Source organism: Nocardioides marmoriginsengisoli, from assembly GCF_003725695.1.
Taxonomy (GTDB): Bacteria; Actinomycetota; Actinomycetes; order Propionibacteriales; family Nocardioidaceae; genus Marmoricola; species Marmoricola marmoriginsengisoli.
This window is the reverse complement of the sequence record NZ_RJSE01000003.1, coordinates 747,067-762,015: the sequence shown is the minus strand read 5'-3', so window position 1 is coordinate 762,015 and position 14,949 is coordinate 747,067. Positions and strand designations below refer to the sequence as shown.

Sequence of the window (14,949 nt, the reverse complement as noted above, 5' to 3'; positions counted from 1 at the left end):
CTCGAGGCATGCCCAACGTCGCAGACCTGTACAAGAAGTCCACCACGCTGCCGATCGTCGGACCGCTCGTCGGTGACCGGCTGTTCTCGATCGCGTTCGCGCAGAAGGCGCCGTACTTCGCGACCATCCACCCGCGGTTCACCGTGGTCGAACCGAACCACGCCGAGGTCGTGATCCCGAAGCGCCGCTCGGTGCAGAACCACATCGGCACCGTGCACGCGATCGCGCTCTGCAACGGACTCGAGGCGGCGATGGGTGCCCTGGCCGAGTCGACGATCCCGAAGAACAAGCGCTGGATCCCGAAGGGGATGGACATCTCCTACACGGCCAAGGCGACCTCGGACATCACCTGCATCGCCGAGACCGACCCGGAGCAGTGGACCAGCGACGACCCGGACCTGCACGTCCGCGTGAAGGGCATCCGCACCGACGGCGTCGTCGTCATCGAAGGAGTTATCAAGCTCTGGGTGACCGAGAAGCCGGGAGCGTAGCCCGGAGCGCAGTGACGCGGAGCACACCGCATTAGTCCTCCGGTAGGACGCGCCCGCCCCGCCACGATCGGGACACTTCTCGCATGAATCCCGAAGGCGCCGAGTCCGCGACCCTGGCCCGGTTGGCACGGTTCGCCATCAGGCGCGCCCCGCTGATGATCGGCGGCTGGCTCCTCGTCGTCCTCGCCGTCAACGTGCTGGTGCCGCAGCTCGAGACCGTCGTCGCCAAGGACAGCACCCCGTTCGTCCCGGAGTCCGCCCCCTCGCTGCGGGCGGTCAAGGACATGGACACCACCTTCGGCAACGGCAAGAGCCGCAGCTTCATCGTGCTGGTGGCGGCCCGCGACGGCGGCCTGACCAAGGCCGACGACACGTACCTGACGAACCTGGCCGACCGGCTCCGCAAGGACACCGAGCACGTCACCTACGTCCAGGACATCACCGACCCGACGCTGCGCTCGGCGTTGACCAGCGCCGACGGCGAGGCGTCGTACTTCCAGATCGGTCTCGCCGGCTACACCGGTGCGCCGACCTCGGTCGGCCAGGTGGAGGCGGTCCGCGACGACGCCAAGGTCGGCCGCCCGGAGGGACTCGACGTCAAGGTCACCGGAGCCTCGGCCACGATCACCGACATGGTGGTCGAGGTCGAGAACAGCATCGTCAAGATCACCGCCGTCACCCTGGTGCTGATCGCGATCATCCTGATGGTGATCTACCGCTCGGTGGTGATCACCGCGTTCGTGCTGTCGGTGATCGGGATCGCGCTCGCGGCTGCCCGTGGCGTGGTCTCGTTCCTCGGCGTGCACGACATCTTCGACGTCTCCACCTTCACCGGATCGTTCCTCACCGCGATCGTCCTCGGCGCAACGACCGACTACGCAATCTTCCTGATCAGCCGCTTCCACGAGCAGCGGCGCCGCGGCGTCGAACCGCGGGAGGCCGCCCGGGTCGCCTCGTCACGGGTATCCGCGGTGATCATCGGCTCGGCCCTGACCGTGATCCTCGCGAACGCCTGCCTGGCACTCGCGCACGTCGGCCTGTTCCGGACGACCGGCCCGGCGATCGCTGTCAGCGTCGCGCTCGCCCTGGGCATCTCGCTGACCCTGACCCCGCCCCTGGTCGCGATCCTTGGTGCTCGCGGCTGGCTGGAGCCCCGTCCGCGTCCCGGCAGCGACCGAGGCTGGATGCAGTGGGGCAACCGCGTCGTCGCCCGCCCCGGGATGGCCCTGGCCGCGGGCCTGGTCCCGCTGGTGCTGCTGGCCGCGTTCTTCCCGGTGTTCAAGCCGAGCTACGACGAGCGCCGGGTCCAGCCGGACGATACCGAGAGCAACGACGGCTACGCGCTGATGGACGCGCACTACCCCGTCAACGAGGCGCTGCCGGACTTCGTGCTGGTGACCGCCGACCACGACCTGCGCAACTCCCGCGACCTGGCCGCGCTCGAGCAGGCGGCTGCCTCGGTGGCCCGGGTCCCGGGCGTCGGATCCGTCCGCGCGGTCACCCGGCCGACCGGCACCACCATCACCGAGGCCTCGGTCGGCTACCAGGCCGGCGTGGTCGGCACCAGGCTGTCCGAGGCGAGCGGCAAGCTCCGCGACGGCAAGCAGGACACGACCCGCCTGGTCGACGGCGCGGGCCAGCTCGCCGACGGTGCCGGCGAGCTGGCGGCCGGTGCCGGCCGAGCCGCGAACGGTGCCGGCCGCGTGCTCGCTGGAGTCAAGTCGCTGCACACCGGTCTCGAACGCCTTGCGCACGGCAGCCGCGACGCCGTCGCGGGGAGTGCCCGGCTCCGCGCCGGCGCGAGCGCGCTGGCGGACGGGCTCGACACCGCGGTCGAGCAGACCCAGGTGGCGGTCGACGGTCTGGGGCTCGCCTACCAAGCACTCCGCAAGAGCCTCACCTGCGGGCTGGACCCGTACTGCAAGGGGGCCCGCGAGGGCATCCGCCAGGTGTACGTCGGCGAGCGCGACCAGCTGATCCCCGGCCTCCGCGAGGCGGCCGCGGGAGCACGCCAGCTCGCCGACGGCACCACCGACCTGGAGTCCGGCCTGAAAAGGATCCGTGGCGGCCTCGCCACCGCGGAAGCCGGATCGGCGAAGCTCCGCGACGGCCAGCAGTCCCTGGCCGCCGGGCTCGACGACCTCGCGGCCGGCACCTCGAAGGTGGCCGACGCGGGTTCGCAGGTGGCAGGTGGCACCAAGAAGCTGACCGGTTCGATGGACGAGTTGCAAGCCGGCCTGGCCACGGCTGCGGCGTACCTGACCTCGACGGCCCAGGCGACGAAGACCGCCGACGGCGGCTTCTACCTGCCGCCGAGCGCGCTGAAGGACCAGCGGTTCGCGCTGGCCAGCGGTGCCTACCTCTCCGCCGACGGCAAGGTCGCCCGGCTGATCGTGCTCGGCACTACCAATGCTTTCGGTCACGAGGCCGCGTCCCGCAGTAGGCAGATCGCGGCTGCGGCGAACGACGGCTTGCGCGGAACCGAGCTGGCCGGCAGCAAGGTCGCGATCACCGGGATGGCGGCGACCAACGCGGACATCACCGAGCTGTCCAGCTCGGACTTCCGGCTGGTGGCGATCGTGGCGCTGATCGCGGTGTTCCTGGTCCTCCTGCTGCTGATCCGCAGCATCGTGGCCGCGAGCTTCCTGCTGGCCTCGGTGGTGCTCTCGTACGCCGCCACGATGGGGCTCGCGGTGCTGGTCTGGCAGCTCCTGCTCGGCGACCCGCTCGAGTGGACGGTGGCCTGCATCGCGTTCGTGCTGCTGGTGGCGGTCGGCGCCGACTACAACCTGCTGCTGATCAAGCGGATGCACGAGGAGGCGCCCGACGGTTCCCGGGAGGGCATCGCCCGGGCGGTGGGCCTGACCGGTGGCGTGATCACCGCGGCCGGCGTCATCTTCGCCTCCAGCCTGTTCGCGATGATGAGCGGCAGTGTCACGACGCTCGTGCAGCTCGGGTTCACGGTCGGGCTCGGACTGCTGATCGACACCTTCGTCGTACGGACCCTGGTGGTGCCGGCGTTCGCCGCCCTGGTCGGCCCGCGCCTGTGGTGGCCGTCCCGCGTGAGCACGCCGCTCTCCTAGGCGCGGCGACCCTGGTCGCGCGCCTTGCCGACAGAACCTCATGTGCACGATTCCGTCATTCCCGTTGAGTGAAGTGGATGCCGTCGGTTTGATGTCGGTGGTGGTAGTCGGGGTCGTGGATGCGTCGGTGGTGGAAGCCGCAGAGCGGGATGGCTTGGTCGAGGTTGGTGGTGCCGCCGTGGCTCCAGGGAACTTCGTGGTGGAGTTCGCACCAGGCGTAGGGGCGTTCGCAGCCGTGGGCGGCGCAGGTCTGGTGGCGGGTGGCGAGGGCGACGCGTTGGGTTTCGGTGTAGAGGCGGTTGGTGCGGCCGAGGTCGAGGGGGAGGCTGGGTCCGTCGAGGATGGCGGGGAGGATCCCGGAGTTGCAGGCGAGGCGTCGTAGGTTGCCGGCGGAGAGGGAGTCGCCGGTGTCGAGTCCGGCCGCTCCGATGGCGGCTGTGAGCCGGGTGTGGTCGATGGTGACGACGACGGTGGCGGCGACCTTGCTGTGGAGGTGGTTGGTGGGGAGGTGTTCGAGGAGTTCGACGAGCGCGAGGCCGGATTGGTGGGCCCAGTTGCGGCGTGCGCTCGGGTCGCCTGCCTGGGCGGCGGGCGCGCCGAGGTGGGCGCGTCGGGGTGCGGTCATGGACTGGATGATCTTGGTCAGGATTGCTGCGGCGGGGGTGGGGACGGTGAAGTGTCCGCTGGTGGTGCCGTCGTGGTTGTCGTGCAGCGTGAGGCGGGTTCGGGCGAGGGCGGTGGTCTCTTCGGTGCGTAGGAGGGTGTCTTCGTGTCGGTCGACGGTCTGTTGGTCGGGCTCGATCGCGGCGAGGGCTCGGCGGGCGACTCGGCGGAGTTGGTCGGGGGAGAGGCGGGTGGCTTTCTCGACGAGTTCTTGTTCGACGGTGGCGACCGCGGTGGGGTTGAGTCCGGTGGGGAGTTGTTCGGTGGTCTTGATGATGACTTGGGCGTGGGCTGTGGAGAGGGAGCCGTCGGCGAGTGCGGTGGCGCACGGGCGTGGTGGTTCGGAGTGGTGCGGGGCGAGGGCGGTCGCGAGGTGGGTGTCGCGGGAGGCTTGGGCTGGGTCGGTGCGGGTGTGCTGGGCCAGCCAGGAGGAGGTGTCGGCCATCCCGGTTTGTTCGGCGATCCGGGCGGTGTCGGCGTCGGCGATGACGCCGAGCTGGAGGTACTCGAGGCGGCGGATCGCTCGGGCGTAGCTGGCGACCTCGGCGTCGTACTCGGCCGCTGTACGTCCCGGGCGGGCCGGAGGGTCCTGGAGCTGGTCGATGACCGCGTGCAGTGCGTCCAGGCCGGTCGGCGCGTCGAGGACTTCGACGTCGCGGGCGAGGAGAGTGGTCATGACGAAAACGCTATCGAACAGATGTTCGAGTCCTCAAGACCTGTCCCGAGAATGTGGATAACCCGCCAGTTCGGGTCACCTGTGGATCACTTGTCCGCGGTATCCCCGGCGCCGCCCCGCTCCTCGATCGTCTTGCGTAGGACATCCAGCAGCCGCGTCGTCGTCCACATGAACATGAAGATGAACCCGAGAATCAGCGCACTGATGCTGAGTCCCATCCCGTACGCCGACCGGGCAGCTGGTGCTGCGAAGAGCTCGCTGCCGAAGACGTCCTGGTACGTGCTGCCCAGGTCCCGTGCGCGATCGATCACAGTGCCGAACTGGGCGACCGAGAACCCGACGATCAGTGTGGTCACCGCTGTCGAGATCTTCGCCAGACCCGTGTTGTACGAGAGTCGGACGATGGCGGACCGGGTGGCGGACAGGTCCGCGGTCAGGGTGGCCTCGTCGCCTTCGCTGGGTTTCGGGATCCCCATGATGAAGCCCACCAGCGCGCCGACGGCGGCGAAGGTGAAGACGATGAGAACGGACAGCGAGAGCGCCTCCGGTTTCGCTCGCGTGGCGAGGAGGACGATCAGGGCCATCACTCCCGCCCACACCGCGATCGCCTTGAAGAGACCCTCGGCGAACAGTTCTCCTAGATCCTTGATCGTGGCCATCCGATCACTCCATCGCTCGGTGATGATGGAGCAACCTATGCCGGCGGTTCCGGGACCGTCGGGACTCGTTAGTCGAAGGGCTAGACCAGGGTCATCCGGGCGCGGAACGTCCGGATTCACCGATGAATCTCCGCGCACGTACCCTTGATCCGCTATGTCTGAGCCCCGCACCTACGAAGTCCGCACCTACGGGTGCCAGATGAACGTCCACGACTCCGAACGCCTGACCGGTCTCCTCGAGGACGCCGGCTACGTCGCCGCGCCCGACGACCTCCAGGCCGACGTCGTCGTCTTCAACACCTGCGCGGTCCGGGAGAACGCGGACAACAAGCTCTACGGCAACCTCGGGCACCTGGCCTCGGTCAAGGAGAAGCACCCCGGCATGCAGATCGCCGTCGGCGGCTGCCTGGCCCAGAAGGACCGCACCACGATCACCGACAAGGCGCCGTGGGTCGACGTCGTCTTCGGCACCCACAACATCGGGTCGCTGCCGGTCCTCCTCGAACGCGCGCGCTCGCTGGAGGAGGCCCAGGTCGAGATCCTGGAGTCCCTGGACGTCTTCCCGTCCACGCTGCCGACCAAGCGCGAGTCGGCGTACGCCGCCTGGGTCTCGATCTCGGTCGGCTGCAACAACACCTGCACGTTCTGCATCGTCCCGGCCCTGCGCGGGGCCGAGAAGGACCGCCGTCCCGGCGACATCCTGGCCGAGATCGAGGCGCTGGTCGCCGAGGGCGTCACCGAGGTGACCCTGCTGGGCCAGAACGTGAACACGTACGGCGTCGAGTTCGGCGACAAGCTGGCGTTCGGCAAGCTGCTCCGCGCCTGCGGGGAGATCGCCGGTCTGGAGCGGGTCCGGTTCACCTCGCCGCACCCGTCCTCGTTCACCGACGACGTGATCGCCGCGATGGCGGAGACCCCGAACGTGATGCCGCAGCTGCACATGCCGCTGCAGTCCGGGTCCGACAAGGTCCTGCGCGACATGCGCCGGTCCTACCGGCAGGAGCGCTTCCTCGGGATTATCGACCGGGTCCGCGAGGCGATGCCGTACGCGGCGATCACCACCGACATCATCGTCGGCTTCCCCGGTGAGACTGAGGAGGACTTCCAGGCGACCCTGGACGTCGTCCGGAAGGCGCGGTTCGCCAACGCCTTCACCTTCCAGTACTCCAAGCGCCCGGGCACCCCCGCCGCGGACCTGCCCGACCAGGTGGACCCGGCCGTGGTCACCGACCGCTACCTGCGCCTGGCCGCGCTGGTCAAGGAGGTCGCGCTCGCCGAGAACCAGACGTTCGAGGGCCGCTCCGTCGAGCTGATGGTGTCCGAGGGCGAGGGCCGCAAGGACGCGGACACACTGCGTCTCTCCGGGCGTGCTCCGGACAACCGGCTGGTGCACTTCACCCCGGTCGACGCCGCCGGCACGCGCGTGGAGGTCCGGCCCGGGGACGTCGTCACGGTCACCGTTACCCATGCGGCCCCGCACCACCTGGTCGCGGACTCCCCGGTGCTGTCGGTACGCCGTACCCGCGCCGGCGACGCCTGGGAGGCCCGTACGACGACCAAGGCAGCGGGCGTCTCGCTGGGTCTGCCGACGGTCGGCGTACCGGCACCTCTGGCCGACGCTCCGGCCTGCGGCTGACCCGTCAGCCGGCGCGGCCGCGAACCCGCCAGGCGCTCGGCGAGGTCTCGTGCTTGCGCTTGAACGCCCGGCTGAACGCCTCCTCCGACTCGTAGCCGACCCGCCGCGCGATGGCCGCGACCCCGAGCTCGGTCGAGGTCAGCAGGTCCTGGGCGAGGTGCATCCGCCACGCTGTCAGGTACCGGATCGGCGCCAGCCCCAGCACGCCGCGGAAGCGTTCGTCGAGGAGCGACTCGGAGACCGCGGCGGCCGACGCCAGCTCCGCGACGGTCCACTTCCGCTCCGGTGACCGGTGGATCAACGCCATCGCCGGCGCGAGCACCGGGTTCTGGATAGCGCGGATGAAGCCGAGCTCCGGAGCCGGCGCCTCCGCCAGGTAGAGCCGGAGCACTTCCACGAAGAGCAGCTGCACCAGGTGCGCGGGGGACTCGGCGTGCTCGGAGTCGACCAGGGAGGTCTGCGTCAGCGCGTAGTCGATGCTGGCCCGGACCCACTCGGCGGCCGACCCGGTCGGGTGCACGACCAGTACCGGCGGGAAGACCCGCAGGTCGGCGTCGAACAGCCGGTCCTCGGAGGTCAGGTAGCCGCAGACCACGTGGGTCGGGTCGCCGCCGTGGCCGTACTCGATGAACGGCATCGACGTCCACGGGGGAGGGTCGACCAGGGTCATCGCGTCGACGATCTCGGAGTCCTCGGTGCCGCCCATCAGGTGCGGGTCGCCGTACGGGAGCACGATGACGTCGCCGGCGTCCGCCCAGTGCCGGTCGCCGCCGACCTCGATCCAGCACCGGCCCTCGGCGACCAGGTGGAACGGGACGATCCGGCGGGCCTGCGGAGCGAGCAGGGCGGCGAGGTCCTCGGTCGGCACGGAGCTGTACGCCCAGCCTTCGGTGTACCGCGCGTGCAGGAAGATCGCGCCCTGGATGTGCAGCCGCTTCAGGGCGTCGGCGAGCGCCGCGTCTCTGGGTTCCTGGTCAGGTACGGCGGGGATCTGGTCATGGCCTGTCGGCGACCGGGGCACAACTCTGAGTGTGACAGCAAGCCCACCCGAACAAGGAGACTCCGATGCCACTTTTCATGGATGTGCACGAGACGATGCCCGAAGGCGCGACCGCTGCCGACGTGGCCGGTGCCCACGCCGAGGACCTCAAGGTCCAGGGCCAGTACGGCGTCGACTACAAGAGCTACTGGGTCGACGAGACCAACGGAAAGATCTTCTGCCTGGTCGATGCGCCGGACGCCGAGACGGCTGCCCGGGTGCACCGCGAGGCGCACGGGCTCGAAGCCGACCACATCTTCCCGGTGGTCGCCGGCTCCTGAACGACGATGCCGCCGGACCGCGCGAGGCGGTCCGGCGGCATCGGAGGTGTCACTTGATGTCGTCGTCCTGGCCGTCGAGCCCGTCGAGGGCGTCCTTGGCCTTGTCGACCCCGGTGTCGACCTTGTCGCCGAACTTCCCGCCGGTCTTCTCGTTGATCAGGTCGCCGGCCTTGTCGAGGCCGCTGGCGATCTTCTCGCCCTGGCTGTCGACGGCCTTGGTCAGCTTCTCCTTGGCGTCATCCAGAAATCCCATACCGGTCCTTCTTTCTGTCTTGCCGTTAGATGCGGTGAGCCCGCGGATCGAGCCCACCACATCATCGGCCGGAAGTACACAGCTCAAACCTCGGAGCTACCGGACCTTGGTCGCCCGGACGACCTTGCGGACGACGGTCGCGTACCCGGGCTTGGACAGCGTGATCCGGACACCGACCTTCTTCCGCTTGTCCTTCCGGACCAGCTTGTACGTCGCCCGGGTGGCGCCCTTGATCGCGACGCCGTTGCGCAACCACTGGTACCTCACGGTCGCCGCCGGCGTGCTCCTCGGCGCCACGGCGCGCAGCCGCTTGCCGACCTTGGGCTTGCCGAGGACGGCGGGCTTGGTGGTGAGCGTGAGGACCTGCAGCGCGATGGTCGCCGGGAGGGTCGAGACCGTCACCGGCTCCAGGCCGGTCCGCTGGGCGGTGATCGTCATCGTGATCCGCTTGCCCGCATCAGCGGCAGTGACCTGGTAGTTGAAGTCGTTCGGGTGCGGCACCACCACGCCGTTGCGCAGCCACTGGATCGCGTAGAACTCCGGGTCGGCGTTCCAGGTGCCCGGCACCCCGGTCAGCGTCGAGCCGACCTTGCGGGTCCCCGTGATCGAGGGCTTCGTCAGGTTCTGGAGGGGCGGCAGCGGGTCCAGCTGGGCGTCGAGGTCGGTCGGCGGTGAGCCGGCGGTGATGACGACGCTCTGGCCGGCCTGCACGGTATCGGCGTTGTTCCAGAACTCCTTCTTCAGGACGCTGGCATTCGTGGGGCGGAACTCGACCCGGTAGGTCCCGGACGGCAGGAACATGGAGTAGGTGCCGTTCGCCTCGGTGAACGCGGAGCCGTCGATGGACCCCCACCCGGTGCCGTCGTTCATCCAGAGCTGGACCAGGACGTCGGGCACGTTGTCTCCGGAGCCCGACGCCGTGACGGTGCCGCTGATGGAGCCCATCAGGGTCAGGGTCGGGTTGATCCCGGTCACGGCGGTCGGTGGGGTGACCGTGATCGGGTCGGCGGCCGCGAGCGTGGTCTTGCCGTTCCACCAGCTCTCGAAGCCGATGTTGTTCTCGTCGTAGACCTGGAAGTTGAGCTTGTAGTCGCCGGCGGGCAGGTTCGACAGCGTGTAGGTCCCGTTCGAGACGTTGGACCGGTAGTCGGCGTAGCCGCCGGGATAGCTGGCGTCCGCGACGTACGCCCACACGTAGCCGCCGGCGGTCGGCACGCTGACGGTTCCGCTGATCGATCCACCCGGGGCCACCTCGGCGTTGACCGTGGTGACCTGGCCGGCGGTGACCACCACCGGGGTGGAGCCGCCGCGGGTCGGAGAGTTGCCGTTCCACTCCGGCGCTTGTCCCGGCTCAGCGATCTTGATCCAGTAGCTGCCCGGTGCCAGCGCGAGCTCGTAGGCGCCGTTCGACCCCGTCGAGACGGAGGCCGTCTCGTTCTTCTGGCCGACGAGGAAGGCGGTCACCACGGCGGACATCGAAGCAGGTTCGCTCCGGGTGATCGTTCCGGCGATGCCCTGCGTCACCGCCGCCTGGGCGGCCACGGGCACGAGCAGGCCGGCGAGTGCCAGAGCGAGGGCAGCGAGGAGCGTCGTCAGAGGGCGACGTGGACTGAGGACCTGATTCGACATGGCGAACTCGATTCCAGAACTGGGAGGTATCGCAGAAACTAACAGCGCCCACCGGGTTCGGCCAGCACCACCGGTTCTTGGCACACTGCTCCCATGCCTCCCGTCCCGATCGTCGCCGTGGTCGGCGCGACCGCGGCCGGGAAGAGCAGCCTCGCGCTGGATCTCGCCGAACGCCTCGGCGGGGAGATCGTGAACACCGACGCGTTCCAGGTCTACCGAGGCATGGACATCGGTACGGCGAAGCTGCCGGTCGCCGAGCGACGGGGCATCCCGCACCACCTGCTCGATCTGGTGGAGATCACCCAGCCGACCACCGTCTCCTGGTTCCAGGAGCTGGCCAAGGCCGTCATCGCGGACTGCAGGGCGCGCGGCGTCGTGCCGGTGCTGGTGGGGGGATCGGCGCTGTACACCCGGTCGGTCGTGGACGTCTTCGAGTTCCCGCCGACCGATCCCGAGATCCGGGCGGGCTACGAGGCCCGCCTCGAGGCCGAGGGACCCGAGGCGCTCCACCGCCTGCTCGGCGAGCTCGCCCCGGAGGCTGCGGCGGTGATGAACCCGCTGAACGGTCGGCGACTGGTCCGAGCCCTCGAGGCGATCGCGGTCACCGGGAAGCCCTGGTCCGGCACCCTCCCGGCGCCGACGTACGCCGACCCGAGCACGGTCCAGATCGGGGTCGACATCGACCGACCGACCCTGGACGCCCGGATTACCGAACGCGTCGACGCGATGTGGGCCGACGGCCTGGTCGAGGAGGTCCGGTCCCTGGCCGCCCGCGGACTGCGCGAGGGGGTGACCGCCTCGCGCGCCATCGGGTACCCGCAGGTGCTCGCCTTCCTCGACGGTGAGATCTCCGAGAGCCGGGCGCGGGAGCAGATCGCCGCCGGCACCCGACGGTTCGCCCGGCGCCAGGACGGCTGGTTCCGCAAGGACGGCCGGATCTCCTGGGTCGCGTACGACGACCCGGACCGGATCGACAAGGCCGTCGAGAGTGTCGGTGCTCGATGACAACCTCGTCGCATGCTGACTCAGTACTTCACCGCCTCCAGCCTTGACGGGTTCATCGCGGCCGAGCCCGAGGACGGACTCGCCTGGCTGATCACCCGTGACGTCGACAGCGCCGGCCCGCAGGGGTACGACGCCTTCATCGCGGAGGTCGGCGCCCTCGCGATGGGAGCGACCACCTACCAGTGGCTGCGCACCCACCATCCCGACGAGTGGTTCTACGAGATGCCGACCTGGGTGTTCACGCACCGCACGTTCGACCCGCCACCGGGCGACGTCCGCTTCACGACCGACCCCGTTCCCGAGGTGCACGTCGCGATGGTCGAGGCTGCCGGCGGCAAGAACGTCTGGATCGTCGGCGGCGGTGAGCTGGCCGGCCAGTTCCACGACCACGGTCTGCTCGACGAGGTCTGGATCCAGTACGCGCCGCTGACCCTCGGATCCGGAGCGCCGATGCTGCCGCGGCGGATCGAGCTCGAGCAGATCGCCCTGGACCAGAACGGGGAGTTCGCCTGCCGGAGGCTCCGGGTCAAGCGCTGAGCTCGTCCGATCGGCCGAGGTGCCGCTCGGTCACGTGGCCGGGGACGTCCCAGCCGTCGGCGAGGTCCGGGCTCGGGACCGGCATTCCCCAGGTCTGGGTGATCGGCAGGACCCCGGCCCAGGCGGCCCCGGCATCGACGTCGTCCTCGTCGTCGACGGGCGGGCCGGTGCGGATCTTCACCGACGCCTCGGTGAGGTCGAGCGCGAGTACGGTCGTCTGGGCCAGCTCCTTGCGGTTCGGCTCCCGGGTGTGCGCCCACGACCCCGGCGCGAGGTGCTCGGTGAGCACCCGCAACCCGTGCAGCTTGTCCGCGTCGTCGGTGAGCACACGGGCCTGGCCGTGCACGACGGCGCACCGGTAGTTGACCGAGTGGTGGAAGACCGAGCGCGCGTAGACGACCCCGTCCAGGTGGGTGACGGCGACGCAGATCTCGCTGGTGCCGGCGGCGCTGAGGCTGCGCGCACCGGAGGACCCGTGCAGGTACAAGGTGTTGCCGTCGCGGCCGTAGCCGGTCGGCAGCACCAGCGGCGCGCCGTCCACGACGACCGACAGGTGGCAGATCAGGCCGGCATCCAGGACGGCGTCCAGCGCCTCGCGCTCGTTGACGGCTCGTTTCTTGCCGCGTCGGATCGTGCTGCGCGGGGTGGGGGAGAGGGTGGCTCGGTTCACGCTTCCAGCATCGGGCAGCCAGTGGCATCCTAGAAGGGCCAAAAGCATAGAAGATTGAGAGGCCACTTGTGTTCACCGTGCCACCGGTCGAGCTGGACCGCGATCGAGACGTCCCCCTCGCCGTCCAGCTCGCCGACGCCCTGCGTGCCGCGGCGGCGAACGGCCAGCTGCGCAGCGGCGACCAGCTGCCGTCCACCAGGGCGCTCGCGGTGCAGCTCGGGGTGAGCAGGACGGTGACCGCGGCGGCGTACGAGCAGCTGCACGCCGAGGGCTGGATCGCGGGCCGGCGCGGCTCCGGCACGTTCGTCACCACGGCTCCGCCGGGAACTCGGCCCGGGAAGCCGCGACGCTCGCGGGCGGACGCTGCCGCCCGGCCGCTGATCGATCTGACCTCCGGGGCACCCTGGGCCGCGGGGATCGACCGGGCGGCGTGGCGTCGGGCCTGGCGGGCCGCGGCCGACGCCGACCCGCTGCCGCGTCCGGAACGCGCCGGTCTGCCGGCGTACCGGGAGGTCGTGGCCGAGCACCTGGTGCGGCACCGCGGGCTGCTCGTCGAGGCCGACGGGGTGCTCGCCACCGGCGGCACCACCTCGGCAGTCCTGGAGCTCGCCGCCGCGGTCCTCGACCGGGGCGCCACGGTCGCGGTCGAGGAACCCGGCTACCAGCGCGCGGTCCAGGTGCTCAAGGCTGCGGGGATGAACGTCGTCCGGGCGCCGGTGGACGTCGACGGTCTCCGGGTGGCCGAGATCCCCGCCTCGGTCCGCGCGGTGTTCTGCTCGCCCGCGCACCAGTACCCGTTGGGCGGGCGGTTGCCGGCCGGCCGACGGGTCGAGCTGGTCGAGCGCGCCCGGCGCGAGGGCTGGCTGGTGATCGAGGACGACTACGACGGCGAGCTCCGGTACGACGTCGCGCCGCTGCCGCTGCTCGCCGCACTGGCGCCGGACGTGGTGGTGCACCTGGGGACCACCAGCAAGATCCTCACCCCGACCCTCGGCACCGGCTGGATGGTCGGATCGCCGGCGGTGACCGAGGCGGTCCGCGCCCTCCGGGTCCGGACCGCGACGGGGCCGTCGGTCGCCGGGCAGCGGCTGCTGGTCGAGCTGGCCCGGCACGGGGACCTGGGCCGGCACCTGCGGCGGCTGCGACGGGAGCTGTCGGAGCGGCGTGCGCTGATCGTCGACGTGCTGGGGTCGGCCGGGATCGCTGTCCGGGGCGACGACGCCGGTGCCCACGTGGTGGTGCCGTTGCGCTCCGGCCGGGCCGAGGACGAGGCCGTACGCCGGGCCGAGAGCCTCGGCATCCGACTCGACGGCCTGGCTCGCCACCACGCCGGTCGTCCTCGCTGGTACGGCCTCGTGCTGGGGTACACCGCGTGCTCCCGCACCGAGCTCACCGCGGCGCTGCCGACCTTGGTGGAGCTGCTGAGCGGCCGCGAGTCGGGGGACTAGGCCGCCGGCCCGGGAGCCTGCGGTCGCGCAGCCCTAGACTGGGGTGGTGGATTACTCCTTCGTCAAGGGACACGGCACCGAGAACGATTTCGTGCTGATCCCCGATGCCAACGGCCGTCACGAGCTCACCGCCGAGCAGGTGGCCCGGCTCTGCGACCGCCGGGCCGGGATCGGCGCCGACGGCGTGATCCGGGTGGTGCGCACCGACGCCACCGAGGACCCCGCGGCGGTCGCTGCGCGCGGCCAGGCGCGCTGGTTCATGGACTACCGCAACAGCGACGGCTCGCTCTCGGAGATGTGCGGCAACGGCATCCGGGTGCTCGGGCTGTACCTGGCGACCCACGCCGACGTCGATCCGCGCGAGCCGCTCCTGGTGGCGACCCGGGCCGGGATCCGGACGCTGACCTTCGACGGTGATCGGATCACCGTGGACATGGGCGCCCCCGAGGTGGCCGGCGAGACCAAGGTGACCGTCGGCGACCGCTCCTGGGCGGCGACCCGGATCAGCATGGGCAACCCGCACGCGGTCGCCTTCGTGGACGACCTCGCCGACGCGGGCGACTTGCGGACCGAACCCGAGTACGACCGGGTCGCCTTCCCCGACGGGGCGAACATCGAGTTCGTCGTACGGCGCGGGGAGCAGCACGTCGCGCTCCGGGTGCACGAGCGCGGCTCGGGGGAGACCCGGTCCTGCGGCACCGGCGCCTGTGCGGTGATGGTCGCCGCGGCACTCGCCGACGGGGCCGAGCGCGGGACGTCGTACACCGTGGACGTCCCGGGCGGGACGCTGGAGATCGTCTGGACCCCGGACGACCGGATCCTGATGACCGGCCCGGCGGTCCTGGTCGCGGAGGGCGTCACCGACCTCTGAGCCGCGGG

14 protein-coding genes are annotated in these 14,949 nt (G+C 70.5%); 8 read left to right on the top strand and 6 right to left on the bottom strand.

Annotation, left to right across the window (positions count from 1 at the left end):
* The first annotated feature begins 8 nt into the window (after positions 1–8).
* Together EFK50_RS05635 and EFK50_RS05630 are read left to right on the top strand one after the other, a co-directional pair.
* A complete protein-coding gene (locus EFK50_RS05635; RefSeq protein WP_123226536.1) occupies positions 9–491 on the top strand; it encodes a hotdog fold domain-containing protein in 483 nt (160 codons plus the stop codon).
* 83 nt (positions 492–574) lie between these two features.
* A complete protein-coding gene (locus EFK50_RS05630; protein ID WP_123226535.1) occupies positions 575–3,574 on the top strand; it encodes an MMPL family transporter in 3,000 nt (999 codons plus the stop codon).
* 55 nt (positions 3,575–3,629) lie between these two features.
* Here the strand turns inward: EFK50_RS05630 and EFK50_RS05625 are convergent, their stop codons facing one another.
* Both EFK50_RS05625 and EFK50_RS05620 read right to left on the bottom strand, forming a co-directional pair.
* Complete coding sequence (locus EFK50_RS05625) at positions 3,630–4,913, bottom strand: HNH endonuclease signature motif containing protein (RefSeq protein WP_123226534.1); 1,284 nt, start codon at positions 4,911–4,913, stop codon at positions 3,630–3,632.
* Between the two features lie 86 nt (positions 4,914–4,999).
* Complete coding sequence (locus EFK50_RS05620) at positions 5,000–5,572, bottom strand: hypothetical protein (protein ID WP_123226533.1); 573 nt, start codon at positions 5,570–5,572, stop codon at positions 5,000–5,002.
* A 154-nt stretch (positions 5,573–5,726) separates the two neighbouring features.
* On the opposite strand from EFK50_RS05620, the gene miaB reads away from it, so the two are divergent.
* A complete protein-coding gene (gene miaB, locus EFK50_RS05615; RefSeq protein WP_123226532.1) occupies positions 5,727–7,208 on the top strand; it encodes a tRNA (N6-isopentenyl adenosine(37)-C2)-methylthiotransferase MiaB in 1,482 nt (493 codons plus the stop codon).
* A gap of 4 nt (positions 7,209–7,212) precedes the next feature.
* Here miaB and EFK50_RS05610 read toward each other — a convergent pair whose 3' ends face one another.
* Entirely contained in the window at positions 7,213–8,229 is a 1,017-nt protein-coding gene (locus tag EFK50_RS05610; protein ID WP_246004042.1) for an AraC family transcriptional regulator, read from the bottom strand.
* Between the two features lie 44 nt (positions 8,230–8,273).
* On the opposite strand from EFK50_RS05610, the gene EFK50_RS05605 reads away from it, so the two are divergent.
* Positions 8,274–8,528 (top strand): DUF4242 domain-containing protein, encoded by a 255-nt coding sequence (locus EFK50_RS05605; protein ID WP_123226531.1) that lies wholly within the window; start codon positions 8,274–8,276, stop codon positions 8,526–8,528.
* 49 nt (positions 8,529–8,577) lie between these two features.
* Here EFK50_RS05605 and EFK50_RS05600 read toward each other — a convergent pair whose 3' ends face one another.
* Both EFK50_RS05600 and EFK50_RS05595 read right to left on the bottom strand, forming a co-directional pair.
* The gene (locus EFK50_RS05600; RefSeq protein ID WP_123226530.1) at positions 8,578–8,781 is read right to left on the bottom strand and encodes an antitoxin; all 204 of its coding nucleotides are present in this window, start codon (positions 8,779–8,781) and stop codon (positions 8,578–8,580) included.
* A 96-nt stretch (positions 8,782–8,877) separates the two neighbouring features.
* The gene (locus EFK50_RS05595) at positions 8,878–10,410 is read right to left on the bottom strand and encodes a carboxypeptidase regulatory-like domain-containing protein (RefSeq protein WP_123226529.1); all 1,533 of its coding nucleotides are present in this window, start codon (positions 10,408–10,410) and stop codon (positions 8,878–8,880) included.
* A gap of 93 nt (positions 10,411–10,503) precedes the next feature.
* Between EFK50_RS05595 and miaA the strand changes: the two genes are divergently transcribed.
* Entirely contained in the window at positions 10,504–11,415 is a 912-nt protein-coding gene (gene miaA / locus EFK50_RS05590) for a tRNA (adenosine(37)-N6)-dimethylallyltransferase MiaA (RefSeq protein ID WP_123226528.1), read from the top strand.
* A 12-nt stretch (positions 11,416–11,427) separates the two neighbouring features.
* Positions 11,428–11,952, top strand: a complete 525-nt coding sequence (locus EFK50_RS05585) for a dihydrofolate reductase family protein (RefSeq protein WP_123226527.1) — start codon at positions 11,428–11,430, stop codon at positions 11,950–11,952.
* Here the strand turns inward: EFK50_RS05585 and EFK50_RS05580 are convergent.
* Positions 11,942–12,622 (bottom strand): pyridoxamine 5'-phosphate oxidase family protein, encoded by a 681-nt coding sequence (locus tag EFK50_RS05580; RefSeq protein WP_246004041.1) that lies wholly within the window; start codon positions 12,620–12,622, stop codon positions 11,942–11,944. The two genes, EFK50_RS05585 and EFK50_RS05580, sit on opposite strands and share 11 nt — an antisense overlap.
* Before the next feature lie 68 nt (positions 12,623–12,690).
* Between EFK50_RS05580 and pdxR the strand changes: the two genes are divergently transcribed.
* Together pdxR and dapF are read left to right on the top strand one after the other, a co-directional pair.
* Positions 12,691–14,070, top strand: a complete 1,380-nt coding sequence (gene pdxR, locus EFK50_RS05575) for a MocR-like pyridoxine biosynthesis transcription factor PdxR (protein WP_123226525.1) — start codon at positions 12,691–12,693, stop codon at positions 14,068–14,070.
* A 46-nt stretch (positions 14,071–14,116) separates the two neighbouring features.
* The gene (gene dapF / locus EFK50_RS05570) at positions 14,117–14,941 is read left to right on the top strand and encodes a diaminopimelate epimerase (protein ID WP_123226637.1); all 825 of its coding nucleotides are present in this window, start codon (positions 14,117–14,119) and stop codon (positions 14,939–14,941) included.
* The last annotated feature ends 8 nt before the right edge of the window (positions 14,942–14,949 follow it).

Excerpts from the sequence above, each read along its gene's own strand:
- EFK50_RS05635 (WP_123226536.1), top strand. The coding sequence starts at position 9 with ATGCCCAACGTCGCAGACCTGTACAAGAAGTCCACCACGCTGCCGATC.
- EFK50_RS05630 (WP_123226535.1), top strand. The coding sequence starts at position 575 with ATGAATCCCGAAGGCGCCGAGTCCGCGACCCTGGCCCGGTTGGCACGG.
- EFK50_RS05625 (WP_123226534.1), bottom strand. The coding sequence starts at position 4,913 with ATGACCACTCTCCTCGCCCGCGACGTCGAAGTCCTCGACGCGCCGACC.
- EFK50_RS05620 (WP_123226533.1), bottom strand. The coding sequence starts at position 5,572 with ATGGCCACGATCAAGGATCTAGGAGAACTGTTCGCCGAGGGTCTCTTC.
- miaB (WP_123226532.1), top strand. The coding sequence starts at position 5,727 with ATGTCTGAGCCCCGCACCTACGAAGTCCGCACCTACGGGTGCCAGATG.
- EFK50_RS05605 (WP_123226531.1), top strand. The coding sequence starts at position 8,274 with ATGCCACTTTTCATGGATGTGCACGAGACGATGCCCGAAGGCGCGACC.
- EFK50_RS05600 (WP_123226530.1), bottom strand. The coding sequence starts at position 8,781 with ATGGGATTTCTGGATGACGCCAAGGAGAAGCTGACCAAGGCCGTCGAC.
- EFK50_RS05595 (WP_123226529.1), bottom strand. The coding sequence starts at position 10,410 with ATGTCGAATCAGGTCCTCAGTCCACGTCGCCCTCTGACGACGCTCCTC.
- miaA (WP_123226528.1), top strand. The coding sequence starts at position 10,504 with ATGCCTCCCGTCCCGATCGTCGCCGTGGTCGGCGCGACCGCGGCCGGG.
- EFK50_RS05585 (WP_123226527.1), top strand. The coding sequence starts at position 11,428 with ATGCTGACTCAGTACTTCACCGCCTCCAGCCTTGACGGGTTCATCGCG.